Below are 26,258 nucleotides of genomic sequence, written 5' to 3' on the forward strand. Positions count from 1 at the left end.
TGTCCTGCCCGCCCACTCGTCGACCCGGCCGCGCCCCGAGCCTAGGAATGACCGTGACCACCACAGATGACCTCACCGAGAGCAAGCTCTTACTGGCCGAGTACGGCTCCATCAAGCAGGAACAGCAGACCCGGATAGGTTTCCGTGACAATCTGCTCTACTTCACGCTCGCCGCCGCCACCGGGGTCGTGGCGATCAGCGTCCAGAGCGGGCAGGCCCAACTACTGCTCGCCGTCCCCGTGATCTCCCTGATCCTGGGCTGGACCTACCTGGTCAACGACGAGAAGATCTCGGCGATCGGCTGCTACATCCGCGACCAGCTGGGACCACGGCTGGGTGAGCTCACTGCCGCCCGCAACACGGTGTTCGGCTGGGAGGTCTATCACCGCGGCGATGCGGGCCGCACCGCGCGCAAGCGGCTTCAGACGACCGTGGACCTGTTCACGTACCTGGCCCTGCCGATGGTCTGCGTATCCGCGTTCTGGTGCTCTCGCGCCGCTCACCCCCTTCTCGTGATCGTCTCGCTCGCGCAGACGCTCGCTCTGGCCGTACTGGCCTGGCAGTTCCTTCGCTACACGGAGCGATAGCACCGCCATCCCGGCCCCGCGCCGTTCTCCCCGGTCCCCCGGATCAGGGAGAGTGCCGCAGGAGCGGGGCCAGGTCGCGGGTCCAGGTGTCGCGGGTACGGGTCCAGGTCGCGGGGCAGGTGGCGCGGGGTTCGGTGGCGAGGGCCTCGTGGCGGGCGGGGGACGCGGCGTAGACCGCGCAGCGGTGGGCCTCGGCGCGTTCGGCGTCGGGGGCGTGCACGTCCTGCTGGTCGGGGTCGGGGTCGGGGTCCTCGGCGGCCTCTAGGTCGTAGCCCGTGGCGGCGGTCAGGAGGGCTTCCTCGCCGCTCGCGCCCTGGTCCAGCAGCATCAGCCGGGCGAAGTCGTCGGCGGCGTCCTCCTCGGCCCGGTCCCCCTGGTCCGGCAGGTCCAGGGCGTCGATCAGCGCGTGGCCCGCCTCGTGGAAGAGCGTCTCCCGGACGAGGTCGCCGAGCACTTCCTCCTCGGTGCGCCCCGCCCCGGCCCCGGCGCGCCGGAAGAGGTCGCGGACCTGCGTCAGGTCGTCGTAGCAGAGCTCGATGCGGTGGGTCCGGGAGTCGTACGCGGTGCCCTCGCCCTCGCAGGAGAGGCCGACGACGGTGACCCGGTACGGGAGGTCGACGTACGCGTTCAGCTGGTCGGCGGCCATCTGGTCGAACCGCCACTGCGTCAGCAGCCGGGCGCTCTCGGCATCGGCGGCCACGGGCTTCTCGTGCCGCACCTGGAAACCCTGCTCCGGCAGCGGCAGCTCGCACCCGGTCGCCGACAACAGCGACAGCAGCGCCCCGCACAGTCCCCACGTCCCCCAACGCTTCCCCATCCGGCCACCATAGTTGACCGAATTCAACTCCCTGGGCTCGGGGATGTCGTAGACGGCGGTCAGGTAGAACACACCGTCGCGTTCGATCAAGTCGGATTCACCCTTGCGGTGCTCGGGGAGCATCTTGAGCGCGTCGGGCGCACACGCGAAGCGGAGGTTCTTGAGCCGTCCGCCGGTGGTCCAGATCGATACGGTCCGCTGGTCGTACTGCCAGGACAGGCACCGGTCGTCATACGGCTGCGCGGCCTCGGGCCGGAACGCGACCGGCTTCGACTCCGCCCTGACCCGGCGCTTCGACCCGGGCCCGCCCAGGTTCCCGGCCCTGATGTTGGCCTTGAGGGCGGTGTACGCGTCGCGGGTCTTCCTGATGACGTGCTGCGCGGCCTGCGCACCGAGACCACGGGCTTTGAGCTCTGCGTAGCTGTGCTCGCGCAGCTCGTACTCACGCGGGACACCGCGCTCGAACGCCACCGCCGATACCCGGCACGCGGCCTCGTTGACCGTGCGCAGAGTGGAGCGCAGCGCGGCGGCCTGGTCGGCCTCCGGCATCAGCTTCACCCGCGCGACGATCTTCATACCGGTGATCGTGTCAATACTCTACGTCACCAGGGGGATTGGCCGGGGTTTGGCGCGACAACTCCCTCTGAACTAGCTCAGATTCTCTCGCGCTCGCGGGCGTCCCGGCGGACACTTGGGACACGTTTGCGGAGCCAGCTCTCTGAGGGGGATGCCGATGCGGGACAGCCATCGCAGTGAGGCCGAACGGCTGTTGGGGCGGGCCGTGGAGGAGGAGGCCCGGCGGACGATGCCCGCGGCGGCGGGCGGATCGGGAGCTTCCGTGGACCGGGCGGCGCTGCTGGCCCGCGGCAAGGAGGCGCTGGACGCCCTCGCGGCGAGCGCGGCCCCCGAGTATGAGGCGTACGTACGGGCCCTGGACGAGGCGGCGGCCGGGGACGAGTCGATCGGCGACGCCTTCCGCCGCACCAACACCTCGACGGCGCTGCTGGTGACGGCCGTTGCCGCACTCGCCGCGGCCGGGGCGGACCTCGCCCTCGGGGTCGCGGTGGGCACCTCGCTGACGGCGGGCACCATCGCCGCGGTCGCCGGGGCGACGGCCACGGTCGCCAAGGTCACGGCCCTGCACCTGCCCGCGGCGAACCGCCGCGCCGGGGAGCTCGGCCGGCCCGGCGGCGCGGAACAGCTCCGGCTCCAGTGGCTGACCGCCCTGGAGGTGCGCGGGATCCGCCCGTTCCTGGAGCAGCAGCGCACGGTGGCCGCGGCGGCGCGGGCGCCCCGGGCCGCCAACGGCATCCCGCCGCGCCGTGCCGTGGACCGCAGCGCGGAGGCCCGCCGGCGCAGCGCCCTGGAGCAGTCCTTCGGGCAACTCCCGCGCCAGGGCGAGGCGTTCGCCGGGCGCAGGGCCGAGCTGACCCGTATCGCGCAGTGGGTGCAGGCCGCGCGGGCCAGTACGGACACCCGGCCGGTGGTCGTGGTGCTGCACGGCGAGCCGGGAGTGGGCCGCACCACGCTGGCGCTGCGGGCCGCGCACGAGCTGCGGGACCAGTTCCGGGGCGCCTGCGTGGTGGACCTGCGGGGCGGCTCCACGGGACCCGGCCCGGGAGGCACCGACCCCGGCACCGGCACAAGCGGCACCGACACAAGCAGCTCCGGCTCAAGCGGTGGCACCGGCACCGGCACCGGCAGCGCCGAGGCCCCGCTGCCCACCCGGGAGGCGCTGCTGCACCTGCTGAACCGGCTGGGCGCCCCGCGCGAGCAGCTGCTCTTCCGCGACGGCGCGTCCGCGGAGCAACAGGTGCGCAGGCTCAGCGAGTTGTACCACCAGCACCTGCAAGGGCTCCCGGTGACGGTGGTGCTCGACGACGCCGTGGACGCGGCCCAGGTACGGCTCCTCGTACCGGAGCGCTCCGAGAGCCTCGTGCTGGTCACCGCGCGGGAGCCGCTGGAGCTGCCCGCGGACCTGTCTGCCTGGGTGCACCAGCTGCCGGTGGAGCGCCTGGCCGGGCCGGAGGCCGCCGAGGTGCTGCGCTCCGGGGCGCGGGCGGCGGGCGGGCCCGTACCGGAGGCCGCGGCGGAGACCGGGCTGCTGGCGCTGGGCGCGGGGCTGCCGCTGGCGCTGCGCGTGCTGGCGCCCCTCGGCTCGGCGCGGGCCTCGGACGGGGGCCCGGGGTCCTCCCTGGAACACGCCCTCGACCTGGCCTACGCACGCCTGCCCGAGGACCGGCGCCGGCTGCTGCGCCGTCTCCCGCTGGCCGGCCGGGCCTCGCTCGGCGCGGCGGCGGCCGCCGCGCTGATCGACGCGGACCGGGCGGAGGCGGGGCGGCACCTGCGCGAACTGGCGGACGCGGGGCTGCTGGACCACGTGCGCGGGGAGCGGTTCCGCATGCACGACGCGGTCCGCTCGTACGCGGCGGCGCGCCTGGCCGCGGACGAGGACCGGGCCCGGGCGGCGGCCGCGCACGAGCGGCTGATCCGCAACTACGCGCAGCTCGCCGACTCGGTGATCCGCATGGTCGACGGCAAGATGTCCACCCGCGCCAACCACTTCGGCGGCCACGGCTTCGCCTCCCTCGACGCGGCGCTGCGCTGGCTCGACGACGAGTCGAGCTTCATCACCGCGGCGCTGCGCCACTCGGAGGGCGTCGACCAGCAGGCGGTGCTGGACCTGCTCGGCGCGCTCTGCGACTTCTGCCTGCTGCGCGGGGACCTGTACCGCCTCGGGGAGATCAACGAGCTCACCCAGGCGGTGGAGGCCGGCCGGCACGGGCGGCTGGGGCGCTCGGTGCAGTGGCGCACGGGCATCGCGGCCCGCCAGCTCGGCGACCTCGACAAGGCCCGCACCACGCTGACCTCGGTCGTCGACCAGTACATGGAGGCCCGCCAGGAAGCGGGCGCGGGCATGGCGCTGATCTCCCTCGGCATCACCCTGCACCACCAGGGCAACCTCCCCGAGGCCGCGGCCCGGATCCGAGAGGCCCTCGCCCTCCAGGCCTCCGAGGAACTGGCGGGCGACCGTGCCTGGGGGCTGCACGCCCTGGCCGCGGTCGAGCGCGACCTGGGGCGCCTGGCGGAGGCGCGGCGGCTGCTGGGCCAGTCCCTGACCCTGCACCGGGAGAGCGAGAGCGTGCACGGCGAGGCCTGGGCGCACTTCCAGCTCGGGCAGGTGCACCTGCGCCTCGGCGAGGTGGAGCGGGCGGAGGCCGAGCTGCGCCTGGCCCTCGACCTGTACGGGCGCACACGCGACGACCGCGGCGAGGCCTGGGCGCTGACCCAGCTGGGCCGCGCCCGGGTGGTCGACGGGGATCCCGGCGCGGCGGTGGAGCGGCTGCGCGAGGCGCTCGCCCGGCACCGGGAGGCGGAGGACGCCCGCGGCGAGGCGTGGACGCTGTACTACCTCGGGCAGGCGCTGGAGGAGGCCGGCGAGCGCGACCGGGCGATACGGGAGCTGGAGCGGGCCCGCACGATGTTCTCGCGGATGCGGGACGTGTACGGGCTGGCCCACGCCCGCCACCACTCGGGCCGGGTGAGCCGGGACCAGCGCGCCGCGCAGACGGGGAACCTGAAGAACTCGGGTTTCGCCCGCCAGCTCCTGGTGGACGCGCGGGCGGACTTCCGGCGGATCGGGCTGGCCCACGGCGAGGCCTGGACCTGCCTGGAGCTCGCGGTCGTCGACGCGGGCAACGCCAAGGCCGCGCAGGCGCTGAGCCTGTGCGAGGAGGCGGTCCGGCTGTTCATCTCGTACGGGGACCGGCGCGGCGAGGACTGGGCCCGCTTCCTGCGCTGCACCCTGCTCCCGTACACGCTCCCGGGCGCCCCGGAGGAGGCGCGGGCCGAACTGGCCCGGCTGGCGGGCGCCCCGCATCCGCTGCGGGACGGGCGCCTGGAGGACTGTCTGGAGACGTACGGGGTGATCCTGGCCCGCGGCGTCGACCCTTCGGAGGGCTGGCAGGCCTGGCGGCTCTCACTGGTCCCGAACCTGCACGCGCAGGAGATCATGGGAGTGCCCGCCTGAGGCACGCCGGATTCCGCCGCCCCACCCCTTCTTCCGGGGCGGTGGCGGCGGTGGCGCGGCTGCGGTCGCGCGGGGGCGGGTTCCCTACGGCTGGGAGCCGTCCCGGCCCGCGGCCGGGGCGGCGGGCTCGGGGGCCTCCTTGAAGTCCACCCGGCCCATGTGCCGGCTCATCGACTTCATCAGGCCCCACACCCCGAGGGCGAGGGCCGCGAACACGATGAAGCCCAGGATTCCGGGGGTCACCTTGTTCTTGTCGAAGGTGTCGCCGGCCAGCGGAAGGAACTGGACGATTGCTGCCTGCGTAGCGCTCATAGCTACGCATTCTCCCGGATGCCCGCGAAGAGGTCGGACTCGGGGAGGGAAGTGTCGACGAGCGACTTCGCCAGCTCGTACTCCTCCGTCGGCCAGACGTCCTTCTGGATCTCCATCGGGACGCGGAACCAGCCGCCGTCGGGGTCGATCTGCGTGGCGTGCGCGATGAGCGCCTTGTCGCGGATCTCGAAGAACTCCGCGCAGGGCACGTGCGTGGTCAGGGTCCGCTCGGTGCGCTCGAACTCCTTCCAGCGCTCCAGCCACTCCCCGTAGGGGGACTCCATGCCGCGCGCGAGCAGTGCCTCGTGCAGGGCGATGGTGCGCGGCTTGTTGAAGCCCTGGTTGTAGTACAGCTTCTGCGGCTGGTAGGCCGGGCCGAACTCGGCCTCCGGGTACTTCTCGGTGTCGGCCGCGCCCTCGAAGGCCACCATCGAGATCTTGTGGGTCATGATGTGGTCGGGGTGCGGGTAGCCGCCGTTCTCGTCGTACGTGGTGACGACCTGCGGCTTGAAGGCGCGGATCTTCTTCACCAGCCGGCCGGCCGCCTCGTCGACGTCCTCCAGCGCGAAGCAGCCCTCGGGCAGCGGCGGCAGCGGGTCGCCCTCCGGGAGCCCGGAGTCGACGTATCCCAGCCATTCCTGCTGCACACCGAGGATCTCGCGCGCCTCGTCCATCTCCTTGGCGCGGACTTCGTGGATGTGCTCCTCGATGTACTTGTCACCCTGGAGCTTGGGGTTCAGGACGGAACCGCGCTCGCCACCGGTGCAGGTCACCACGAGCACGGGCACGCCCTCGGACACGTACTTGGCCATGGTGGCCGCGCCCTTGCTCGACTCGTCGTCGGGGTGGGCGTGGACGGCCATCAGTCGAAGCTGCTCGGTCAAGACAGGATCCTCTGTGATTCGTCAGGGTGGGCGGCTTCTATAGTGACCGAATCGGGGGACGGAAAATTCCGGGGGTATGCCTGTGACGGCGCCGCCCGGCCCTCTCGGAAGGATTGATCGATGAGCGCGGTGCGCGAGGGACTGCCCGAAGGCCGGTACGGCCGGTCGGCGGACGAGCGTGCGGACCGCAAGCTCAAGATCGTCGGGTCGGTGCTGGGCGTCGGGCTGCTGGGCGTGGTCGGCTGGATCGGCTGGGACTACGTGGCCGGGCAGACCGTCAGCGCCGAGGTGATCAAGTTCCAGGTCGTCTCGGACAGCGAGGTGAAGGTGCACCTGGAGGTGCGCAAGGACGCCTCGGTCGCCGGGGTGTGCACCCTGAGCTCGCAGGACGAGCAGCACGGCGAGGTCGGCCGCGCGGACTTCACCTTCCCGCAGAAGGCGGCGCGCGTGGACGAGATGGTCTCGCTGAAGACCACCGGCCGGGCCACGATGATCGAGCTGGTCGCCTGTCGGCCGACCGGCGACGCGCGGGGCTGACGGAGCGGGCGCGCTCCCCGGACGGCCCGGTTCCGCACGGTTCCGCACGGGTGCTCCGGCTTCGGCGGCGGGGTGTTCGAGGAACGCCAGGACACCTTCGGGTCCTCCCCCTTTTCTTCCCGAATTGTTAGGCTCGTGGTTTCGTCCGCCGCTGGCGGACATGTAGTCCCCCTGTACCGACGAGGAGCACCCGTGACCCAGACGAGCGAGAACGTCACCTGGCTGACCCAGGCGGCGTACGACCAGCTGAAGGCAGAGCTGGACTACCTCTCTGGTCCCGCACGCACGGAGATCGCGACGAAGATCGCTGCCGCCCGTGAGGAAGGTGACCTGCGTGAGAACGGCGGTTACCACGCGGCCAAGGAGGAGCAGGGCAAGCAGGAGCTCCGCGTCCGCCAGCTGACCCAGCTCCTGGAGAACGCCAAGGTCGGCACCGCGCCCGCGTCCGACGGCGTGGTCGCCCCCGGCACCCTGGTCAAGATCGCCTTCGACGGCGACGAGGACGACACGATGGAGTTCCTGCTGGCCTCGCGCGAGTACGCGTCCTCGGACTTCGAGACGTACTCGCCGCAGTCCCCGCTGGGCACCGGCGTCATGGGCAAGACGATCGGCGAGGACGCCCAGTACGAGCTGCCGAACGGCAAGAAGGCTTCCGTCAGGATCCTCGACGTCAAGCCCTTCACCGGCTGAGCGGTCCCCGCACGGTCCAGACATGAGAGAAGCCCGGCCGGGTGTCCCGGCCGGGCTTCTCGCGCTCTGCTCCTACGCCGTCGCCGAGCGGTACTTGCGGACCGCCAGGGTGCGGAAGACCAGGATGATCAGCAGCGACCACAGCACGGAGGCCAGGATCGGGTGCTGCATCGGCCAGGCCGCCGGGGCCTCGTAGCCCGGCGGGAGGTTTCCGAAGAGCTGGCGGGCCGCCTGGACGGTGGCGCTGAAGGGGTTCCACTCCGCGATGTGCCGCAGGAAGGTCGGCATGTTGTCGGAGGGGACGAAGGCGTTCGAGATGAACGTCAGCGGGAAGAGCCAGATCAGCCCGCCCGAGGTGGCCGCCTCCGGGGTGCGTACGGACAGGCCGATCAGGGCGCCGATCCAGGAGAAGGCGTACCCGAGCAGGAGCAGCAGGCCGAAGCCGGCGAGCACCTTGCCGAGGTTCTCATGGGTGCGCCAGCCGACGATGAGGGCCACGATGGCCAGGACGACCACGGTGAGCGCCGTCTGGACGAGGTCGGCGAGGGTGCGGCCGGTCAGGACCGCGCCGCGGGCCATGGGCAGTGAGCGGAAGCGGTCGATGAGGCCCTTGTGCATGTCGTCCGCGATGCCCGCGCCGGCGCCGGCCGTGGCGAAGGTGACGGTCTGGGCGAAGATGCCCGCCATCAGGAACTCGCGGTAGGCGGCGGGCGAGGTGTTGCCGCCGACGCTGATCGAGCCGCCGAAGACGTAGCTGAAGAGGACCACGAACATCACCGGCTGGATCACGCCGAAGATGATCATCTCGGGGATCCGGGACATCCGGATGAGGTTGCGCTTGGCCATCACGAGGGAGTCGTTGACCCCCTGGGCGATGCCGCCGCGCGGGCGCGGGGCGGCCAGTTCCGGGGTCGGGGAAGTGGTGGTCACTTGGCCGCCTCCTTGTGCGCCTTGCGGCCCTTGCCCTTGGTCTGCGCGGGGCCCTCGCCGGACTCGCCGTTGTCCTCGGCCTCCAGCTCGGCCGCGTGGCCGGTCAGGGAGATGAACACGTCGTCGAGGGTGGGGCGGCGCAGCCCGATGTCGTCGATCTCGATGCCCCGGCCGTCCAGTTCGCGGATGACCTCGGCGAGCAGCTTGGCGCCGCCCGACACGGGCACGGTGAGCTTGCGGGTGTGCTCCTCGTAGGTGGTCTCGCCCTTGCCGAAACCGGCGAGCACCTCGCGCGCGGTGGGAATGTGCTCCCGCTCGTGGACGACGACCTCCACGCGCTCGCCGCCCGTACGGGCCTTGAGCTCGTCGGAGGTGCCGCGGGCGATGACCTTGCCGTGGTCGACCACGCAGATGTCGTGCGCGAGGTGGTCGGCCTCCTCCAGGTACTGGGTGGTGAGCAGCAGGGTGGTGCCGCCGGCGACCAGTTCCTGGATGATCCCCCACAGCTGCTGGCGGTTGCGCGGGTCGAGTCCGGTGGTCGGCTCGTCCATGAACATCACGGGCGGGCTGACGACGAGGGCGGCCGCGAGGTCCAGGCGCCTGCGCATGCCGCCGGAGTAGGTCTTGGCGGTGCGGTCGGCGGCGTCGGAGAGGTTGAAGCGCTCCAGGAGTTCGGCGGCCCGGGCCTTCGCCGCCTTCGCCTTCATCTGGTAGAGCTGGCCGACCATCTGGAGGTTCTCGCGGCCGGTCAGGTATTCGTCGACGGCGGCGAACTGGCCGGACAGGCCTATCGCTCGGCGGACTTCGTTGGGGTGCTTGAGGACGTCGATGCCGGCGACGACGGCCTTGCCGCTGTCGGGCCGGAGGAGGGTGGTCAGGACGCGCACGGTCGTGGTCTTGCCCGCGCCGTTGGGGCCGAGCAGGCCCAGGACGGTGCCTTCGGGGACATCGAGGTCCACGCCGTCCAGAGCCCGTACATCGCCGAAGGTCTTGACCAGCCCTTCGGCGTAAATGGCGCCTGGCATATGGATTCTCCCAGTGTTTTCGGGTGTTTCCTACGCAAATGTTATGGGCGCCGGGCAAGCCTCGCCCGGCCGAACGGGGGACATGCCGCTGCTCCCGCTGCTCCCCCGACCGCCCGGGCCGCACCGTATCGCGTTATATCGCGTTCCGCTACGGGAACGCGTGAGCGCCCGCCGATCGCCGGGGCGCGGCTAGCTCATCACCCTGTACCCCGCGCCGTGCAGCGACCGCGCGACCTCCTTGCAGTGCTCCGGGCCCTTCGTCTCCAGGTGCAGCTCCACCTCCACCTCGGTGAGCCCGAGCCGCGGGTCGGTCCGTACGTGGCTCACGTCCAACACGTTCGCATCCACCACTGACAACACGCCCAGGAGCCCGGCCAGGGCCCCCGGCCGGTCCGCCACGCGCAGCCGCAGCGACAGGTACCGGCCCGCCGCCGCCATGCCGTGGCGCAGGATGCGCTGGAGCAGCAGCGGATCGATGTTCCCGCCGGACAGTACGGCCACCACCGGGCCGCCCGCGTACAGTTCGGGCTCGCTCAGCAGGGCGGCGACCGTGCTGCACCCGGCCGGCTCGACCACGAGCTTGGCCCGCTCCAGGCAGAGCAGCAGGGCGCTGGAGAGCGCGTCCTCGGAGACCGTACGCACGTCATCGAGGAGCTCGCCAATGATTTTGAAGGGGATGTCGCCGGGGCGGCCGACCTTGATGCCGTCCGCCATCGTGCTCGGGTTGTCGATGGACACCGGGTGCCCGACGAGCAGCGAGGGCGGGTAGGCGGCCGCGCCCGCCGCCTGTACGCCGATGACCCGCACGTCCGGGCGCAGCGCCTTGACCGCGACGGCGACACCGGCCGCGAGGCCGCCGCCGCCGATGCCCACGAGGATGGTCCGCACCTCGGGGCACTGCTCCAGGATCTCCAGGCCCACCGTGCCCTGGCCCGCGATGATGTCGCGGTGGTCGAAGGGGTGGATGAACACCGCCCCGGTGCGGTCCGCGTACTCCTGGGCGGCGGCGAGGGTCTCGTCGACGACCTGCCCGTGCATGCGCACCTCGGCGCCGTACTCCTGGGTCGCGGCCACCTTCGGCAGCGGCGCCCCGACGGGCATGAACACCGTGGAGCGGACCCCGAGGAGGGAGGAGGCCAGCGCCACGCCCTGCGCGTGGTTGCCCGCGCTGGCCGCCACCACGCCGGCGGCGCGCTGCTCGGGGCGCAGGCCGGCGATGCGGACGTAGGCGCCGCGCAGCTTGAAGGAGCCGGTGCGCTGGAGGTTCTCGCACTTGAGGTGCACCGGGGAGCCGGTGAGCGAGGAGAGGTGCCGGCTGCCCTCCATCGCGGTGACCCGGGAGACGCCGGACAGCATCTTCTGGGCTCCCCGGATGTCGTCGAGGATGACCTGCGGGACGGGCTCGGGCACGCGGTAGCTCATGCCGCCAGTCTCGCAGTCGGTCGGCGGTGCGGCCTGCGGCCGACTCGGGGCGGCCCGCCCGGGGCGGCTCCGGAAGGGGCGAAATCCCGCCATCCGGGACGCCGGTGGAGCGGCCTCGGATGCGGCCCGTATCAGTTCTTGTACGAGGCGTACGAGCCGCCGCACGGCCGCGTACGCTGTGCCCCATCCTTGTCGGACCCACGCGAAGAGAGCCCACGGCCATGCCTTCCACCCAGGCCAATTCCGACCTGCCCGCGGCGGCCGAAGCGCCCGCCGGAGGCGGTCTCCTCGACGCGCTCCAGCACCAGGTGGCGGTCTTCGCCCGGCGCGCCGAGCAGACCCGCCTGGGCGGCGTGGGCCAGGCCCGCAACTCGATGGACCGCGCCGCGTACCTGCTCCTGAACCGGCTCGACCTGGAGGGCCCGATGGGCGTCAAGGCGCTCGCCGGCGGCATGGGCATCGACTCCTCCACGGTGACCCGGCAGGTCGCGCCGCTGGTCGACAGCGGCCTGGTCAAGCGGACCTCGCACCCGGAGGACGGGCGGGCCGTGGTGCTCGCCCTGTCCCCGCGGGGGCTGGCGCGGCTGGAGGAGGTCCGCTCCTCGCGGCGCGAGCTGATGGCGCGGGTCACGGAGGGGTGGAGCGAGGACGAGCGCGAGTCGTTCACCGCGCTGCTGACCCGCTTCAACCTGTCGCTGTCGGAGTTGATGGCGGCCGTGGCCGACGCCGGCCCGGCTTCCTGAGCCGGCATCCCCGTCAGACCCCTTGACCTGGACGGTCCCGCTGCCCGCACTATGTGAACCATGTGGGCGGTGGACCAACGGAGGGGCCCTTACGCGGAGTTCGAGGCCTTCGTCGCGGGGGCGGCGGGGCGGCTCCTGCACGTCGCGATCCTGCTGACCGGCGAACCGCAGGCGGCCCGCGGGCTGCTGGCGGGCGCGCTGGCCCGGACGTACGCGAACTGGCAGCGCGTGCGCGGCGACGACCCGTACGACTTCACCCGCCGGGAACTGTGCGCGGCGTTCGCCCGTACCGGCCGGCGCCACCACCGGGGCGCCGGGCCGCTGGCCCGGCTGAGCCCGCTGGAGCGGCTCGTACTCGTCCTGCGGATCTACGAAGGGGTCGCGGAGGAGGTCACGGCGGCGCAGCTGGGCCTGCCGCCCGAGCGGGTCCGGGTGCTGTGCAACCGGGCCGTGGCGGAGCTGCGGTGAGCGGGCTCCCGGACCGGAAGGAAGCCCGGGTGCGGAGCCTGATGGAGGGCCCGTACCCGGTGGTCCCACCGGGCCTGGCCGCAGGCGCGGCAGCCCGCGGCGACCGGCTCCTGCGCCGCCGCCGCGCGCTCCGCCGGTTCGGCTGGGCCGTCCTCTTCGCGGCGGTGGTCGCTTTTACGGTCTGGGCGACCCTGACCCGCCCCTGGGCGACCCCGCCGAGCGGCATCTCCCCGCCCCTGGAGGGCTGGTAGCCCCCGGGGCGCGGCTACTCCGCTACTCCACCGCGATCGCGACCTGCAGCGTGCCCGGGGTCTTGGTGACCATTACGTTGACCTTCGCCTTGGTACCCGTGACGGCGGCCGGGGTGCGGACCACCTCGTATCCGGCGGATTCGAGGGCGGTGGCGTAGGCGTCGAGCGCGGAGTCGGAGGCGGTGTAGGTGAGGACGTAGGCGCCGGTCGTGCCGGTGACCGAGGTCAACTCGCCCTGGGGCAGCGGGAGATCGGCGGGGAGGTCCTTCGGCTTCTGCTTGCCGTTGACCACGACGCTCGGCGTGGCGCTGGGGGCGGGAGTGGGCTGCGCGCTGCTGCCCGCCGCGGGAGTGCTCGCTGCGGCGGACGGTGAACCCCCCTTGCCCTCCGAGGAGTTGGAGGTGGTCGTCTGCGAGCAGGCGGTGAGGCCGAACCCGGCGATGATCACGGCGGTGAGCAGACGTGCGGCGCGCTTCTTGGGCATCGTGACAGCCAATCTCGTGAAGGGTTTACGAGCGAAGTGAGATTGACATACGAAAACCGACTTTGGCCAGCGAACTCCGGCTCCTCCAGGGCGAGTTCAGGTGACGAGGCCGCAGCCCGGGGGCCGCGGCCTCGTCACCCGTCACCTCGTGACGGTTCTGCTTCCGCCGGCGCCTAGGCCAGGGCCTGGGTCAGGTCGGCCAGGAGGTCGTCGGCGTTTTCGATGCCCACCGACAGGCGGACCAGGTCCCCCGGGACCTCCAGCGCCGAGCCCGCCACCGACGCGTGCGTCATCCGGCCCGGGTGCTCGATCAGCGACTCGACGCCGCCCAGGGACTCCCCGAGGGTGAACAGCTTCGCGCGGTTGCAGACCTCCACCGCCGCCGATTCGCCGCCGATGACCTGGAAGGAGATCATCCCGCCGAAGTTCCGCATCTGCTTCGCCGCGATCTCGTGCCCCGGGTGCTCGGGCAGCCCCGGGTAGAGGACCTTGTGCACCTTCGGGTGCCGCGTCAGCATCTCGGCGACCCGCCCCGCGTTCTCCGCGTGCCGGTCCATCCGTACGGCCAGGGTCTTGATGCCCCGCAGCACGATCCACGAGTCGAACGGCCCGGCCACCGCGCCCATCGCGTTCTGGTGGTAGGCGAGTTCCTCGCCGAGCGCCGCGTCCGCGGTGACGAGCGCGCCGCCGACGACGTCCGAGTGCCCGCCCATGTACTTCGTCAGCGAGTGCACGACCACGTCCGCGCCCAGGGCGAGGGGCTGCTGGAGGTAAGGGGAGGCGAAGGTGTTGTCCACGACCAGCTTGGCCCCGGCCGAGCGCGCGATGTCGGCGACGACCGCGATGTCGGTGATGCCGAGCAGCGGGTTGGAGGGGGTCTCGACCCAGATGACCTTGGTCTTCGGGGTGAGGGCGGCCCGTACGGACGCCGGGTCGGAGGTGTCGGCCACCGACCACTCGACGCCCCAGCGGGAGACGACCTTCGCGAAGAGGCGGAAGGTGCCGCCGTACGCGTCGTTGGGGATGACCACGTGGTCGCCCGGGGAGAGCAGCGTACGCAGCAGGCAGTCCTCGGCGGCGAGCCCGGACGCGAAGGCCAGACCGCGCCGGCCGCCCTCCAGCGCCGCGAGGTTCTCCTCCAGCGCGGTCCGGGTCGGGTTGCCGCTGCGGCTGTACTCGTAGCCGCCGCGCAGTCCGCCGACACCGTCCTGCTTGTACGTGGACACCTGGTAGATCGGGGGCACGACCGCGCCGGTCAGCGGGTCCGCGGTGTTGCCCGCGTGGATCGCGCGGGTCTCGAAGCTCTGGTGCTCGTGGCTGTCGTCGCTCATGGGCAGATGCTATGCCCCGGGAACTGCCCGGTCCTCCCCCGTATTGGCCTTCGGCCGGGTGGGTCTGGTTCGCTGGGGGCATGGAGATTCTGTTGTTCCTGCTCGCGATGGGCCTGGTCGTGGCCGCCGTCAGTCCGTACGTACGGCGCAGGCGGGGCGGGCTGCGCCTGGTCGCGCCCGGCAGCCCCGACGCCGCCGACCCCGCGGACTACGGGTTCGACCTGCAGGAGCACCTCGACATCCGGATCCCGGGGCCCGACCAGGACCTGATGGACGCCCTGGACAACGTGCAGCGCACCGGGCAGTGGCAGGCCGCCTCAGCCCTGCTGGCCGGGACCCCGAAGGAGGGCGAGCTGCGCTGGCAGCGCGTGCAGGCCTTCGGCGGCGCGGCGGCGCTGGAGCTGGTGCGCCAGCCGGGTGCGGGAGCGCAGTGGCTGAAGGCCTGGCGGCTGGACTCCCCGAAGGACGCGGGCGGCGCGCAGGTGCACGCGGAGCTGCTGGTGCAGCAGGCGTGGCGGCACTCGGGCGGCGTGGGCTCCGACGACCACCGGATCATCCTGGAGGAGGCCCTGGACTCGTGCCGCAAGGCCGCGCTGCTGGCCCCCGGCGACCCGGTCCCGTACATCACCGAGCTCGCGATCGGACGGGCGCTCGGCTACTCGGAGGCGCAGTACGACGCGCTGTGGGCGCAGGTCATCGACCGGGCCCCGCAGCACATGGGCGCGCATCTGGCGGCGCTGAACTACTGGTGCGAGAAGTGGCACGGCTCGCGGGAGAAGGCCGACGCCTTCACGCACGCGGCCGCGGCGCGCGCCCCGCAGGGTTCGCTGCTGGCGGCGCTGCCGCTGTTCGCGGTGTACGAGCACATCCCCGAGGTCGTCATGGTGCGCAGCTTCTGGGAGAGCGCGGTCGTGACGCGGGCGGTGGAGGGCGCGCTGTACGCGGTGGCGACCGCCCGGCAGGACGACCCGATGCTGGCGCACGTCCGGCACCTGCTGCTGTGGTGCCTGGTCAACATGGAGCGCTGGGCGGAGGCCATGGAGCAGGTGCGGCACGTCGACGGGTACGTGGGCGCCCTGCCGTGGTCGGCCTCGGCGGACCCGGCGGCCTCGTACGCGGTGTACCGGGCGCTGGCGGTGGCGGGCTACGAGGCCAACGGCGGCTCCCCGGCGACGCTGCCGCGGTGATGCGGGGGTGAGGCGCTGACGGGGGCTCCCGGGCGGGCCCCGCCGACGGGGGCCCCGCCGACGGGGGGCTCCGGGGTGGACCCCCCTTCGCAACGGCAAAACCCCTACCCATAAGGTGCGCGTAAATACCGCACCATCCCGTGGGGGGATCTGTTCCATATGGGCGCTTCACTGCGCGCCACGCGCGCCCTTGCCCTGCTCGCAGGCTTCTATCTGCTCGGCGTCGCACTGCTGGCCGTACTCGCCGGTATCGACATCGCGCTCGCGACGGCGGGGCTGCGCGGCCCGGCCCTCTTCAAGCTCCTCATCGTCTCCGTCGTCCTCGCCGTCCCGATCGTGCGCGGCATGTTCATGCTCCGCACGCCCAAGGGCGACCCGATCCCCGGCGTCCCCGTCAACGAGCAGCAGGAGCCTGTCCTGTGGCGCACGGTGCGCGAGGTCGCCGAACAGGTCGGCACCCGCGCACCCGACGAGATCGTGCTGATCGCCGAGGTCAACGCGGCCGTCAGCGAGGACTCCAGGCTGCTCGGCCTGCGGCCCGGCACCCGCCGGCTCTACGTCGGACTGCCCCTGATGACGGGCCTGGACGAGATGCAGCTGCGCGCCGTGCTCGCGCACGAGATGGGCCACTACGCCAACCTCGACACCCGCCTCACGCCGCTGATCGCACGCGGCCGCGCCCAACTGCTGCGCACCATCGGGCACTTCCACGACCGGGCCGATGCCAAGGTCGCCAAGGAGCGTGCGAAGCAGGAGAAGAAGGCCGACAAGCGGATCGCCGCGGGCAAGAAGGCCAAGGAGATCGACACCACCGGCGACGGTGCCATGTACCGCGCCATGGCCTCGCTCTACACGGCGTACGGGAAGTTCTACCAGCGCGCCACCCTCGCCGGCGCCCGCCGCCAGGAGCTCGCCGCCGACCTCGCCTCCGTCCGGATCGCCGGCCGCGACTCGGCCGCCTCCGCGCTGCGCGAGCTCAACGCCATCGGCCCCGCGCAGGACTTCTACATGGACTCCTACGCCACGCTCGGCGTCGGCGCGCAGCTGCTGCCCCGGCCCGGCCAGGTCTTCGGCGGCCTGCGCCACCTGCTCGACGCCCGCTCGGCGGAGCTGGACGACCTGCGCCGCGAGCTGTCGACCGAGCCCGCCTCCCCGTACGACTCGCACCCCGCGCTCGCCGAGCGCGTGGCCCGCATCGAGGCCCTGCCCGACGACGGCCGCGGCGGCCGGGCGGCCCGCCCGTCACTGGACCTGCTGTCCGACGCGGACGCGTCGATGGCCGCGCTGGAGCAGGCGGTCCTGACCCCGGAGGCGCTCGCGCTGAAGCGGGTGGACTGGGCGGACCTGGTCCAGGAGAGCATGACCCGGTACGTCGGCGAGGGCGCCGAGGAGATCCGCGAGGCCTTCGCCGCCGAGGGCGCGGGGCCGGACCTGGCCGCGCTGCTGGCCGCGATCGACGCCGACCCGGCGGTGCGCTGGCGCATCGCGGAGCGCTTCCCGAAGTCCGAGGAGGCGGCCGCGGCGACCGGCCGCACGGCCCGCGAGTTCGCCCGCCCCGTGCTGCGGCGCGCGCTGAACCAGCTGGTCACCGCCGAGCTGACGGCTCGCGGCAGCGCCCACTGGAAGCTGTCCTGGGCCGACTCGGCGACGCTGAGCTACCCGGCCGACGGCTTCGAGGAGCAGCTCACCGCCGCCCTGGAGTCCGCCGTGGCGGACCGGCCCGACACCGAACCTCTGCGAAAGCTGGTGCTCGCCCCGTGATCGGTCTCTACATCCTCGGCCTGCTCCTGCTGGCCGGCGCGTTCAAGGTCCTGCGGGGCGTCTACTACATCCGCAAGGCGAAGCGGCTGGAAGCGGAGATCGGGACGCTGAACGCCGGTACGGAAGCGATCGAGGCCGGGCAGGCGGCCGCGAAGGCGGCCGCGGTCGTCGCGCTGGGCTTCGTGGCGGAAGCCGACCTCGACACCGAGAACCCCGCGCCGGTGCCGCCGGAGCGGGCCGCCGCCCTGGAGGCGGTCCGGTCGGGCGACTGGGAAGCGGGCGCCGCGTACATCGAGGCGGCCGGGCAGGACTGGCACGAGCGCATGGAGCGGGTCCGCCCGCTGGCCGAGGCGGCCGCCGAGGACGACGCCTGGCTGCTGGCCTGGCGCACGGCGCGGCCCACGGACCCGACGGCGGCCCTGGTCGACGCCGACACCGCGATCATGGTGGCGTGGAACGTACGCGGGGGCCAGTCGGGCAGCCGCACCACCCAGGAGCAGTTCCGGCTCTTCCACGAACTGCTGATCAAGGCGCAGGAGGCGGCCCACGAGGCCCAGCGCCTCGCCGACCCCGCGGACCCGACCCCGTACATCGTGGAGCAGCCCATCGGGCAGGGCCTGGGCTACTCGCACGAGCGGTACCGGGAGCTGTGGGAGCAGGTCGTCGAGCGCGACCCGAAGGTGCTGTGGTCCCACATCAGCGGGCTGCAGTACTGGTGCCGCAAGTGGCGCGGCTCGCACGAGCTGGCGCTCGCCTTCGCCCGGGAGTCGGCTGCCGCCGGGGAGCCCGGCGACCTGATGTCGCTGCTGCCGCTGATCGCGTACTTCGAGCAGGAGACGGACGAGAGCGACCTGGCGGCCGAGACGTTCTTCAAGGAGCCGGAGATCGTCGCCGCTGTGGACGCGGCGCTGCTGGACCTGGCGGCGGCCGGGGACGATCACCCCGGGACGGCGCGGATGCGGCACCTGCTGGCGTACCTGCTGTTCTGGCAGGACCGCGACGAGCAGGCGGTCGAGCAGTTCCGCCACATCGACGGGTACATCGGCGCCCTTCCGTGGTCCTACGCGGGATCGCCGAAGCGCCGGTACCTGTACGCCCGCGACTGGGCCGTGGGCGTGGCCACGCCGGGCCTCTGAACGGGTAGCACGGACGGAGTGGGGGCGGGTCGGGGGCGGGTCGGGGAATCCCGGCCCGCCCCCGGCCGTTGTGAGGACTACCAAGGAGGGAATCCATGTTCTCGTACCGCCGCACGCCCGAGCTCGTCACCCGCGAGGAGGCCCTGAAGGGCCGCGCGGAGCCTCTCTTCGCCGTGCCCGAGCGCCACACCGTGCTCGGCAACCCGCTGGCCGGCCCGTACCCGGAGGGCCTGGAAGTCGCGGACTTCGGGCTGGGCTGCTTCTGGGGGGCGGAGCGCAAGTTCTGGCAGACCCCCGGGGTGTGGACCACCCTGGCCGGGTACCAGGGCGGCCACACCGAGAACCCGACGTACGAGGAGGTGTGCTCGGGCCTCACCGGCCACACCGAGGTCGTCCGCGTGGTCTTCGACCCGTCGCTCGTCTCCTACGAGGCGCTCCTGAAGCTGTTCTGGGAGTCCCACGACCCCACCCAGGGCTTCCGCCAGGGCAACGACGTCGGCACCCAGTACCGCTCGGCGGTCTACACCCACTCCCCCGCCCACCAGGCCACGGCCGAGGCCTCCCGGGACGCGTACCAGCGGGTCCTCACGTCCTCGGGCTACGGCGCGATCACCACGGCGGTGCTCCCCGCCGCGGAGCGCCCGTTCTGGCCCGCGGAGGCCTACCACCAGCAGTACCTCGACCGGAACCCGGCGGGCTACTGCGGCATCGGCGGCACGGGCGTCTCCTGCCCGATCGGCGTGGCCCGAGCCGAGGGCTGACCCCGCCAGGAGCCCGACCCCCGCCCCGCCGAACCCTCGGCGGGGCTCACCCCTTCGGGCGGCAGCGCCACGGTTCCGCTGGGTACGCCGGCGCCAGGGACCCAGAATCCCGCCCATGGGAGCAACCGTGACCACGTCCACCGCCGGGCAGCCGCTCATCCCGCAGCCGCCGTCCACCGTGACCGCGCTGCGGCAGGCTGTAGCGCAGATCTGCCCGGCGGCGCTGCCCGCCTTCACGCGGGAGCTGGACCAGGCCGCGGACCAGTCCCGGCTGGGCTCCGACTTCGCCCCGTTGCAACGGTTCATCGCCCAGTGGGCGGCGTACGTCCAGATCCAACGGCAGCCCCACCTCGCCGAGGAGCTGCGCCGCTGGGAGGACACGGCCGCCACGGGCGACGCCGCCGAGGCCCGCCGGGCTGCGGCCGAGATCGGCCGGAACCTCGACGCCGCCCACGCCTCCCTCGCCGCCCACCGGCCGTGAGCCACGACTGGCGCTGGGAGTACGACCCGGATCACGGACGCGGTGTGATGCCCGGGATTCGGGTGTCAACTCGACTCTGACAGACTGCGGTTGGGGGACCTGGGCGGGCCAGGGGTGCGGGGGGACGGGACATGTGGGATCAGGGGACCGTGCTCGGGGAGCGGTACACGCTCGGCGAGCGGCTCGGCAGTGGGGCCATGGGGGAGGTCTGGCGGGCCCGTGACGGGGTGCTGGATCGGGACGTGGCCGTCAAGATCCTGTTGCCGGCGCTGCTGGACGACCCCACGTTCGCCGCGCGCTTCCGGCGGGAGGCCAAGATCCTCGCCGCGCTCAACCACCCCGGCATCGTGGACGTCCACGACTACGGCGAGGGCGAGGGCGAAGCCCGGGACGCGGCCGCGTACATCGTCATGGAGCTCGTCGACGGGCGGCCGCTGGAGGACGTGCGCGCGGAGCGCGGGACCCTGCCCGTCGCCGAGGTGCTGGACATCGCCGCCCAGACGCTGGACGCCCTGCACGTCGCGCACCGGCGCGGCATCGTGCACCGCGACATCAAGCCGTCGAACCTGATGCTCCGCCCCGACGGCCGCGTGACCGTCACCGACTTCGGCATCGCCCGCTCCACCGGCGGCACCCGTCTCACCGCCTCGCACGCGGTGCTCGGTACCGCGCTGTACACCGCCCCCGAGCAGGCCGAGGGCATCGCGGCCGTCCCGGCGTCCGACCTCTACTCCCTCGGCGTCGTCTGCTACGAACTGCTCACCGGCGAGGCGCCCTTCCCCGGCTCCTCGGTACTGGAGGTCGTGCTCAAGCACATCCGGGAGCCCGCGCCGGAGCTTCCGGCCCCGCTCCCTGAAGCGGTACGGGCCTTCGTCGCCCGCGCGCTCGCCAAGCAGCCCGAGGACCGGTACCCCGACGCCGCGGTGATGGCCGCCGCGGCACGCCGCGCCGCCGCCGGGGAGCCGGAACCCGTACCGCCCTCGCCCGTACCCGTACCCGTACCCGCGACCGTGCACCAGCCCGCGGCCGCACCCGCATCCGCGCCCGCGCTGCGCGCCCGCCGGGGCCGGACCGTCGCACTGTTCATGCCCGTCGTGGTCGTGGTGGGCGTCGGCACCACGCTGTACATCGACCGGGGTGCCGATCGGCACGACGCGCAGGCGCCCGGCCCGGGTCCCGTGGTGTCCACGGCGGCCCCCGCCGGCTCGGCGTCACCCGGCGGCGCGGCGAGTGCGGCCGCCAGCCCCGGCTCGGTGCCCTCCCCCGACGGCGGCAGCCCGGCAGCGGGCCAGACCCCGGGCCCGCTTCCGGGCACGGCTCAGGGCAACGCCGGCGGCTCCGGCGGCACCCAGCCCACCGGCGGCACCGGCAGTTCCACCGGCCCCGGCGGCTCCGGCAACAAGCCCGCTCCCCCGCCCGCCACCCAGGCCCCGACCGCCCCGCAGGGCTGCGGCGGCGACGGCTGGGGCGCGATCACCAACGTCGGCGACGGGCTCAAGGTGGGCCTCGCCAGCACCGCCGTCGAGGGCGGCACGAGGGTGGTCATGGGCGGCCACACCGAGTTCGGCTGGGCCCGTTCGACCCCCCAGGCGTCCAGGTTCAACGCGTGCAGCCTGAGCGGTCCGCTGCTCGGCGTGCCGTACGGCACCGTCGGAAAGGTGCGGCTCCTCGCCGTCTACGGCGGCGGCGCGGCCGGCACCTTCGCGTGGACGCTGGAGAAGGCGCCCACCTCGGGGGCGTACTACATCAAGGACGGCCGCGGCGTGCAGTGCCTGACCGACAACGGCCCCGGAAACGAGCTGACCGTCGTCAACTGCACCCCCGGGCTCAAGACCCAGCAGTGGTACGTCCCCTAGCGGGCCGGACTGCCGGGCCTCCGGACTGCCCGGGTCAGATCGTCGCGGCGTCGATGACGAACCGGTAGCGGACGTCGCCCGCCTGGACCCGGACGTAGGCCTCGTTGATCTGGTCGGCGCCGATCACCTCGACCTCGGCGCCGAGCCCGTGCTCGGCGCAGAAGTCGAGCATCTCCTGGGTCTCGGCGATCCCGCCGATCATCGAGCCGGCCAGCGTCTTGCGGCCGCCGATGACGGAGAACAGGTTCAGCGCGACCGGCTCCTCCGGGGCGCCCACGTTCACCAGCGCGCCGTCCACCTTCAGCAGGCCGAGGTAGGCGTCGAAGCCGAGGGGCGCGGAGACGGTGGAGACGATCAGGTCGAAGCGGCCGGCCAGCTCCTCGAAGGTGGCCTCGTCGCTCGTGGCGTGGAATTGGTCGGCGCCGAGCTTCAGCCCGTCCTCCTGCTTGCGCAGGGTCTGCGACAGTACGGTCACCTCCGCGCCCAGGGCGTGCGCGATCTTGACGCCCATGTGGCCGAGGCCCCCGAGGCCGACGATCGCGACCTTCTTGCCGGGGCCCGCCCCCCAGTGCTTGAGCGGGGAGTAGAGGGTGATGCCGGCGCACAGCAGCGGGGCGGCGACGTCGAGGGGGAGGCCGTCGGGTATCCGGACGGTGTAGTTCTCGTCGACGACGATGTGGGTGGAGTAGCCGCCGTAGGTGGGCTCGCCGCTCTTGTCGAGGGCGTTGTACGTGCCGGTCATGCCCTTGGCGCAGTACTGCTCCTGCCCGCGCAGGCAGTACTCGCACTCCCGGCAGGAGTCGACGAAGCAGCCCACGCCGACCCGGTCGCCCACCGCGAACCGGGTGACGCCCGGGCCGACCTCGGTGACGACGCCGGCGATCTCGTGGCCCGGGACCATGGGGTAGATGCCCTCGCCCCAGCCGTCGGTGACCTGGTGGATGTCGGAGTGGCAGATGCCCGCGTACTTGATGGCGATGAGCACGTCGTGCTCGCCGACCGGACGGCGCGGGACGGTGGTGCGCTCCAGCGGGGCCTTGGGGGCGGGGGCGGCTACGGCGGCGACGCGGGTGAGGGGTGTGATGGGCGTGACTGACATGGGGGTGCTCCTCGGAACGTCTGGGGTGGTTCCCAGCCTGCCGGACCCGGGGGCCGCCACCCAGCTCCCTGTCCTGCCCTGTTCTGCCTAGGACTGGCGTGCCTACCCCTGGCAGGGTCAGGCACAGCCCGCCGCCCGCAGCACCGCCCGGCGATACTGGGGTGCATGGACCAGCCTGACCAGCGAGCCGAGCTCGGCGAGTTCCTCCGCTCCCGGCGGGCGCGCCTGCGCCCCGAGGACGTGGGGCTGCCCGACCACGGGCGCCACCGGCGCGTTCCCGGGCTGCGCCGCGAGGAGCTGGCGATGCTGGCCGGGGTGTCGGTCGCGTACTACACGCGCCTGGAGCAGGGCAGCGGGCACAACGTGTCGGCGGAGATCCTGGACGCCATCGCGCGGGCGCTGCGCCTGGGCGCCACCGAGACCGAGCACCTCAACCACCTGGCGCAGCCCAGGCCCCGCAAGCGGCGCGCGGCTCCGCGCCCGCAGCAGGTCCGCCCGGGGCTGCGGACGCTGCTGGACGCCATGGAGGACGTACCGGCGTACCTGGTGGGGCGGCGCCAGGACGTGCTGGGCTGGAACCGGCTGGCGGCGGCGGTGTTCGGCGACTTCGGCGCGGTGGGACTCGTTCACCGTACGCATCGGGGTGTTCTCGTCCGCCACCGTGGTGGCGATCTGCCGCAGGCCCGGGTACCGCTGTGCCGCCAGTTCCAGCATGCGCAGCTTCACCGCGCGGCCGAGGCCCCGGCCGCGGTGGGCGGGGACGACGACCGTGTCGTACTGGAGGGCGCGTTCGCCGCCGGGGTCGGGCAGGACCAGCTCGGTGTACGCCGCCACCTCGCCCGACCCGGTCACCGCGGCGACCGTGGTCACCTCGCCGCCCCGGTCCAGGATCAGCCGGTACGCCGCGTGCAGCCGCTCCGGGGTCCAGGGCTCGATCTTCTCCTCCACGTCCCCCATGGGTGCGTCCTCCATCGCCCCGTGCGCCTCGGCCACCGGCCGCGCCCAGTCGTCGGACACCGGGCCGTGCCAGGCGCGCAGCTCGTATCCCGGGGTGACCGCAGCCTGCGGCGGCTGCGGGCGGGTGACGTCCTGTACGTACCAGGCCATCGGCAGGACGTTGCGGAACCCGAGGGACTCCGCGAACGCCTGCCCGGGGCCGCCCAGGTCCACCATCGCCTCGACCGAGGTCCGTCCCTGCGCGAGGAGTTCCTCGCGGACCCGCTGCCACACGGCCGTACCGATGCCCTGCCGGCGCGCGTCCGGACGTACCGCCAGCACGTCGAGGAACGCGGTGTGGCTGTTGGCCTCGTCCGTGAACAGCAGCAGCCCGGCCACGGCCGCGCTGCCGTCGGCGATCCAGAGCGCGGCCCGGCCGCGGGCCGGCGGCACCTGGAGCCGGCCCGCGATCTCCACCCGGGTCGGCGCGGGCACGCCCGGCAGATCGGCGGCGTGGGCCGCGACCAGGGTCGCGGCCCAGCCGTCCACCTCGGCGTCGGCCGGGGGGCCGGAGAGCTTCGCGATCGTCATGCCACGGACCCCAGCCCCGCCCCCGCGCCGGAGGTAGGTGAAGGACATGCGGCCGAAACTGGGCAGCGGCCCTGATCGCCGGACAGGCCTCGGACAAGAGCCGGAGGAGAAGGCGGACGGAAACGAGCAGGCGGACGGAAAAGACGGACGGCGGGGAACCCCGGTGAAGGGTTCCCCGCCGTCCGCCGGGGTTCAGTCGCTGCGGTGCGTCAGACGGCCGAGCCGGCCTTCCAGTCCGCCCAGCTCAGGTTCCAGCCGTTGAGGCCGTTGTCGGGCTTGATGGTCTTGTCCGGGGAGTTGACCACGACGACCACGTCGCCGATGAGCGAGTTGTCGAAGAACCACGCGCCCTGCTGGTTCGGGTCGCCGGCGCCCTTGACGTCGTTCAGGCCGATGCAGCCGTGGCTGGTGTTGGCGGAGCCGAAGATCGAGTCCGATCCCCAGTAGTTGCCGTGGACGAAGGTGCCGGAGTTCGACAGCCGCATCGCGTGCGGAACGTCCTTGATGTCGTACTCGCCCTTGCCGTCGTCGTCCGTGAAGCCGACGGTGGCACCGTTCATCCGGGTCTCCTTGAACTTCTCGGAGATCACCATCTGACCGTTGTAGGTCGGGTTCTCCGGGGAGCCGGCCGAGATCGGGATGGTCTTGAGGACCGCGCCGTCACGGGTGACGACCATCTTCTTCGTCTTCACGTCGACCGTGGTGACCTGGCTGCGGCCGATCTTGAAGGTGGCGGTGCGGTTCTGCACGCCCTGGATGCCGGGAGCGCCCTGCACCCCGTCCAGCGCCATCTTCAGCGTGACGGTGGAGTTCGCCGTCCAGTACTTCTCCGGGCGGAAGTCCAGGCGCTGCGCGCCGAACCAGTGCCCCACGACCTCCTGGCCGCTGCTGGAGGTGACGTTGATGGCCGCCTGGACGGCCTTCTTGTCCTTGATCGGCTTGTTGAAGGTGATCGAGACCGGCATGCCCACGCCGACGGTCTTGCCCTCGTCCGGCATGAAGGAGCCGACGAAGCTGTTCTCCGGGGAGACGGTGGTGAAGGAGGCGTTCTCGTGCGCCTCGCGGCCCGCCTCGTCCTTCGCCGTCGCCGACAGGGCGTACTTCGTGGAGCGCTTCAGCGCGGCGTCCGGCTTCCAGCTCTTGCCGTCGGCGGCTATCTTGCCGGTCACGGCCGCGCCTTCGGAGGTCTTCAGCTCGACCTGGGTGAGGGTTCCGTCACTGACGGCCACGTTGGCGGCGTCGTTCAGGCCGACGTTGGTGGCGCCGTCCTTCGGCGTGATGGTTATTCGGGCCTTGGACGTGTCCTTGGCCGCCGCCGCGTCGACGTCCGCCTGGGACTTCGCGGACGCTTCCCCGCTGCCCTTGGGCTGGTCGCCGCCCCCGTCGTTGCAGGCCGAGAGCATCAGTACGCCACCGAGCACGGCGGATATGGCCACCAGGGACCTTCTCCGTCGCTTGCTGTCCGTCCTCACACGCCACTCCATCGTTGCCGGAACCCCGTACATCCCCGGGCAGGGGGGACAGACCCCCCTGCCTCGTTGTGACAACGCGTTCACGGCCCGGATCGGTTCCGCATCCCGTTGGGATGTGGTCCATCCCACGGTCAGGCGTTGTCGGTCTCTTCGTCGAAGTCCCCATCTTCCTCGCCGAGGTCCCACTCCATTGACTCGGGGTCGTATTCCACGGACTCGCTGCTCCAGGAGGCCTGCGCCAGCTCCACCCCGGGGATCTCCGCGACCAGGTCGGTCGGGTCCACCAGGTAGGCCAGCGCCTCCGATTCGTCCTCCCGGACGGCGGCCTCCGCGTGGCCCCGCTCCTCGTCCGGCATGAATTCGTCGGCCTTGATGTGTGCGAGCGCGGCGTCGGTGAGTGCCGCGGAGTCCGGCACTTCGAGGACCAAATCGACCCGAAGCCGTACGTATCGTGATGTCTCAGAAGG

Annotated in this window: 24 protein-coding genes and 2 pseudogenes; 14 read left to right on the plus strand and 12 right to left on the minus strand. The window is 72.6% G+C overall.

Features of this window, described 5'->3' with window-relative positions:
- Positions 1–47: 47 nt before the first annotated feature.
- Positions 48–587 (plus strand): hypothetical protein, encoded by a 540-nt coding sequence (locus AB0M99_RS06970; protein WP_365917622.1) that lies wholly within the window; start codon positions 48–50, stop codon positions 585–587.
- Positions 588–630: 43 nt separating this feature from the next.
- On the opposite strand, the gene AB0M99_RS06975 is transcribed toward AB0M99_RS06970, so the two are convergent.
- Positions 631–1,980 carry a DUF4344 domain-containing metallopeptidase gene (locus AB0M99_RS06975; protein ID WP_365917623.1) on the minus strand — a complete coding sequence of 450 codons (1,350 nt, stop codon included), beginning with the start codon at positions 1,978–1,980 and terminating at the stop codon, positions 631–633.
- A gap of 157 nt (positions 1,981–2,137) precedes the next feature.
- Here AB0M99_RS06975 and AB0M99_RS06980 point away from each other — a divergent pair, with 157 nt between their 5' ends.
- Positions 2,138–5,434 carry a tetratricopeptide repeat protein gene (locus AB0M99_RS06980; protein ID WP_365917624.1) on the plus strand — a complete coding sequence of 1,099 codons (3,297 nt, stop codon included), beginning with the start codon at positions 2,138–2,140 and terminating at the stop codon, positions 5,432–5,434.
- Positions 5,435–5,518: 84 nt separating this feature from the next.
- Here AB0M99_RS06980 and AB0M99_RS06985 read toward each other — a convergent pair whose 3' ends face one another.
- Positions 5,519–5,746 carry a hypothetical protein gene (locus AB0M99_RS06985; protein WP_365917625.1) on the minus strand — a complete coding sequence of 76 codons (228 nt, stop codon included), beginning with the start codon at positions 5,744–5,746 and terminating at the stop codon, positions 5,519–5,521.
- A gap of 2 nt (positions 5,747–5,748) precedes the next feature.
- Complete coding sequence (mca, locus tag AB0M99_RS06990; protein ID WP_365917626.1) at positions 5,749–6,630, minus strand: mycothiol conjugate amidase Mca; 882 nt, start codon at positions 6,628–6,630, stop codon at positions 5,749–5,751.
- A gap of 120 nt (positions 6,631–6,750) precedes the next feature.
- Between mca and AB0M99_RS06995 the strand changes: the two genes are divergently transcribed.
- Both AB0M99_RS06995 and greA read left to right on the plus strand, forming a co-directional pair.
- A complete protein-coding gene (locus tag AB0M99_RS06995; protein WP_365917627.1) occupies positions 6,751–7,167 on the plus strand; it encodes a DUF4307 domain-containing protein in 417 nt (138 codons plus the stop codon).
- Between the two features lie 192 nt (positions 7,168–7,359).
- The gene (gene greA / locus AB0M99_RS07000; protein ID WP_365917628.1) at positions 7,360–7,857 is read left to right on the plus strand and encodes a transcription elongation factor GreA; all 498 of its coding nucleotides are present in this window, start codon (positions 7,360–7,362) and stop codon (positions 7,855–7,857) included.
- Positions 7,858–7,929: 72 nt separating this feature from the next.
- Here greA and AB0M99_RS07005 read toward each other — a convergent pair whose 3' ends face one another.
- From AB0M99_RS07005 to ilvA, 3 genes are all read right to left on the minus strand, one after another.
- A complete protein-coding gene (locus tag AB0M99_RS07005) occupies positions 7,930–8,787 on the minus strand; it encodes an ABC transporter permease (RefSeq protein ID WP_365917629.1) in 858 nt (285 codons plus the stop codon).
- A complete protein-coding gene (locus AB0M99_RS07010) occupies positions 8,784–9,812 on the minus strand; it encodes an ATP-binding cassette domain-containing protein (RefSeq protein ID WP_365917630.1) in 1,029 nt (342 codons plus the stop codon). The genes AB0M99_RS07005 and AB0M99_RS07010 overlap by 4 nt, the downstream gene beginning before the upstream one ends.
- Positions 9,813–10,001: 189 nt before the next feature.
- Positions 10,002–11,234: a threonine ammonia-lyase gene (ilvA, locus tag AB0M99_RS07015; protein ID WP_365917631.1), complete on the minus strand. Its 1,233-nt coding sequence runs from the start codon at positions 11,232–11,234 to the stop codon at positions 10,002–10,004.
- A gap of 221 nt (positions 11,235–11,455) precedes the next feature.
- Here ilvA and AB0M99_RS07020 point away from each other — a divergent pair, with 221 nt between their 5' ends.
- Genes AB0M99_RS07020 through AB0M99_RS07030 form a run of 3 tightly spaced genes read left to right on the plus strand, consistent with a single transcriptional unit; the run spans position 11,456 to position 12,696 of the window.
- Positions 11,456–11,977: a MarR family transcriptional regulator gene (locus AB0M99_RS07020; protein WP_365917632.1), complete on the plus strand. Its 522-nt coding sequence runs from the start codon at positions 11,456–11,458 to the stop codon at positions 11,975–11,977.
- 60 nt (positions 11,978–12,037) lie between these two features.
- Positions 12,038–12,445, plus strand: a complete 408-nt coding sequence (locus AB0M99_RS07025) for a sigma factor-like helix-turn-helix DNA-binding protein (RefSeq protein WP_365917633.1) — start codon at positions 12,038–12,040, stop codon at positions 12,443–12,445.
- Positions 12,446–12,486: 41 nt separating this feature from the next.
- Positions 12,487–12,696: a hypothetical protein gene (locus tag AB0M99_RS07030; RefSeq protein ID WP_365917777.1), complete on the plus strand. Its 210-nt coding sequence runs from the start codon at positions 12,487–12,489 to the stop codon at positions 12,694–12,696.
- 22 nt (positions 12,697–12,718) lie between these two features.
- Here AB0M99_RS07030 and AB0M99_RS07035 read toward each other — a convergent pair whose 3' ends face one another.
- Entirely contained in the window at positions 12,719–13,180 is a 462-nt protein-coding gene (locus AB0M99_RS07035; RefSeq protein WP_365917634.1) for a hypothetical protein, read from the minus strand.
- A 173-nt stretch (positions 13,181–13,353) separates the two neighbouring features.
- Positions 13,354–14,511 (minus strand): cystathionine gamma-synthase, encoded by a 1,158-nt coding sequence (locus AB0M99_RS07040; protein WP_365917635.1) that lies wholly within the window; start codon positions 14,509–14,511, stop codon positions 13,354–13,356.
- An 80-nt stretch (positions 14,512–14,591) separates the two neighbouring features.
- Between AB0M99_RS07040 and AB0M99_RS07045 the strand changes: the two genes are divergently transcribed.
- From AB0M99_RS07045 to AB0M99_RS07070, 6 genes are all read left to right on the plus strand, one after another.
- Positions 14,592–15,698, plus strand: a complete 1,107-nt coding sequence (locus tag AB0M99_RS07045; protein ID WP_365917636.1) for a hypothetical protein — start codon at positions 14,592–14,594, stop codon at positions 15,696–15,698.
- 159 nt (positions 15,699–15,857) lie between these two features.
- Complete coding sequence (locus AB0M99_RS07050) at positions 15,858–17,459, plus strand: M48 family metalloprotease (RefSeq protein WP_365917637.1); 1,602 nt, start codon at positions 15,858–15,860, stop codon at positions 17,457–17,459.
- Complete coding sequence (locus AB0M99_RS07055) at positions 17,456–18,595, plus strand: hypothetical protein (RefSeq protein ID WP_365917638.1); 1,140 nt, start codon at positions 17,456–17,458, stop codon at positions 18,593–18,595. Before AB0M99_RS07050 ends, AB0M99_RS07055 begins: the two co-directional genes overlap by 4 nt.
- Positions 18,596–18,690: 95 nt before the next feature.
- Entirely contained in the window at positions 18,691–19,356 is a 666-nt protein-coding gene (gene msrA, locus AB0M99_RS07060) for a peptide-methionine (S)-S-oxide reductase MsrA (protein WP_365917639.1), read from the plus strand.
- 127 nt (positions 19,357–19,483) lie between these two features.
- Entirely contained in the window at positions 19,484–19,837 is a 354-nt protein-coding gene (locus AB0M99_RS07065; protein WP_365917778.1) for a DUF6247 family protein, read from the plus strand.
- A gap of 131 nt (positions 19,838–19,968) precedes the next feature.
- Positions 19,969–21,693, plus strand: coding sequence for a serine/threonine-protein kinase (locus AB0M99_RS07070; RefSeq protein ID WP_365917640.1), 1,725 nt, complete (start codon positions 19,969–19,971; stop codon positions 21,691–21,693).
- A gap of 34 nt (positions 21,694–21,727) precedes the next feature.
- Here the strand turns inward: AB0M99_RS07070 and AB0M99_RS07075 are convergent, their stop codons facing one another.
- On the minus strand, positions 21,728–22,792 hold the full coding sequence (locus AB0M99_RS07075; RefSeq protein WP_365917641.1) for an NAD(P)-dependent alcohol dehydrogenase: 1,065 nt from the start codon (positions 22,790–22,792) through the stop codon (positions 21,728–21,730).
- 165 nt (positions 22,793–22,957) lie between these two features.
- Here AB0M99_RS07075 and AB0M99_RS07080 point away from each other — a divergent pair.
- Positions 22,958–23,410: pseudogene (locus tag AB0M99_RS07080) on the plus strand (helix-turn-helix domain-containing protein); the annotation flags it as partial.
- 30 nt (positions 23,411–23,440) lie between these two features.
- Here AB0M99_RS07080 and AB0M99_RS07085 read toward each other — a convergent pair.
- From AB0M99_RS07085 to AB0M99_RS07095, 3 genes and pseudogenes are all read right to left on the minus strand, one after another.
- Positions 23,441–24,367, minus strand: a pseudogene (locus AB0M99_RS07085) (GNAT family N-acetyltransferase); the annotation flags it as partial.
- Between the two features lie 161 nt (positions 24,368–24,528).
- Positions 24,529–25,803, minus strand: coding sequence for an Ig-like domain-containing protein (locus tag AB0M99_RS07090; RefSeq protein ID WP_365917642.1), 1,275 nt, complete (start codon positions 25,801–25,803; stop codon positions 24,529–24,531).
- Between the two features lie 119 nt (positions 25,804–25,922).
- Entirely contained in the window at positions 25,923–26,207 is a 285-nt protein-coding gene (locus AB0M99_RS07095; RefSeq protein ID WP_365917643.1) for a hypothetical protein, read from the minus strand.
- Positions 26,208–26,258: the final 51 nt, after the last annotated feature.

The sequence above is a fragment of the Streptomyces sp. NPDC051183 genome (assembly GCF_040682455.1).
Taxonomy (GTDB): Bacteria; Actinomycetota; Actinomycetes; order Streptomycetales; family Streptomycetaceae; genus Streptomyces.

Coding starts and splice junctions, on each gene's coding strand:
- AB0M99_RS06970 (WP_365917622.1), top strand. CDS start 48: ATGACCGTGACCACCACAGATGACCTCACCGAGAGCAAGCTCTTACTG.
- AB0M99_RS07025 (WP_365917633.1), top strand. CDS start 12,038: ATGTGGGCGGTGGACCAACGGAGGGGCCCTTACGCGGAGTTCGAGGCC.
- AB0M99_RS07050 (WP_365917637.1), top strand. CDS start 15,858: ATGGGCGCTTCACTGCGCGCCACGCGCGCCCTTGCCCTGCTCGCAGGC.
- AB0M99_RS07020 (WP_365917632.1), top strand. CDS start 11,456: ATGCCTTCCACCCAGGCCAATTCCGACCTGCCCGCGGCGGCCGAAGCG.
- AB0M99_RS07090 (WP_365917642.1), bottom strand. CDS start 25,803: ATGGAGTGGCGTGTGAGGACGGACAGCAAGCGACGGAGAAGGTCCCTG.
- AB0M99_RS06985 (WP_365917625.1), bottom strand. CDS start 5,746: ATGAGCGCTACGCAGGCAGCAATCGTCCAGTTCCTTCCGCTGGCCGGC.
- AB0M99_RS07045 (WP_365917636.1), top strand. CDS start 14,592: ATGGAGATTCTGTTGTTCCTGCTCGCGATGGGCCTGGTCGTGGCCGCC.
- AB0M99_RS06980 (WP_365917624.1), top strand. CDS start 2,138: ATGCGGGACAGCCATCGCAGTGAGGCCGAACGGCTGTTGGGGCGGGCC.
- AB0M99_RS06995 (WP_365917627.1), top strand. CDS start 6,751: ATGAGCGCGGTGCGCGAGGGACTGCCCGAAGGCCGGTACGGCCGGTCG.
- AB0M99_RS07030 (WP_365917777.1), top strand. CDS start 12,487: ATGGAGGGCCCGTACCCGGTGGTCCCACCGGGCCTGGCCGCAGGCGCG.
- AB0M99_RS07075 (WP_365917641.1), bottom strand. CDS start 22,792: ATGTCAGTCACGCCCATCACACCCCTCACCCGCGTCGCCGCCGTAGCC.
- AB0M99_RS07070 (WP_365917640.1), top strand. CDS start 19,969: ATGTGGGATCAGGGGACCGTGCTCGGGGAGCGGTACACGCTCGGCGAG.
- AB0M99_RS07040 (WP_365917635.1), bottom strand. CDS start 14,511: ATGAGCGACGACAGCCACGAGCACCAGAGCTTCGAGACCCGCGCGATC.
- msrA (WP_365917639.1), top strand. CDS start 18,691: ATGTTCTCGTACCGCCGCACGCCCGAGCTCGTCACCCGCGAGGAGGCC.
- ilvA (WP_365917631.1), bottom strand. CDS start 11,234: ATGAGCTACCGCGTGCCCGAGCCCGTCCCGCAGGTCATCCTCGACGAC.
- AB0M99_RS07035 (WP_365917634.1), bottom strand. CDS start 13,180: ATGCCCAAGAAGCGCGCCGCACGTCTGCTCACCGCCGTGATCATCGCC.
- AB0M99_RS07010 (WP_365917630.1), bottom strand. CDS start 9,812: ATGCCAGGCGCCATTTACGCCGAAGGGCTGGTCAAGACCTTCGGCGAT.
- AB0M99_RS06975 (WP_365917623.1), bottom strand. CDS start 1,980: ATGAAGATCGTCGCGCGGGTGAAGCTGATGCCGGAGGCCGACCAGGCC.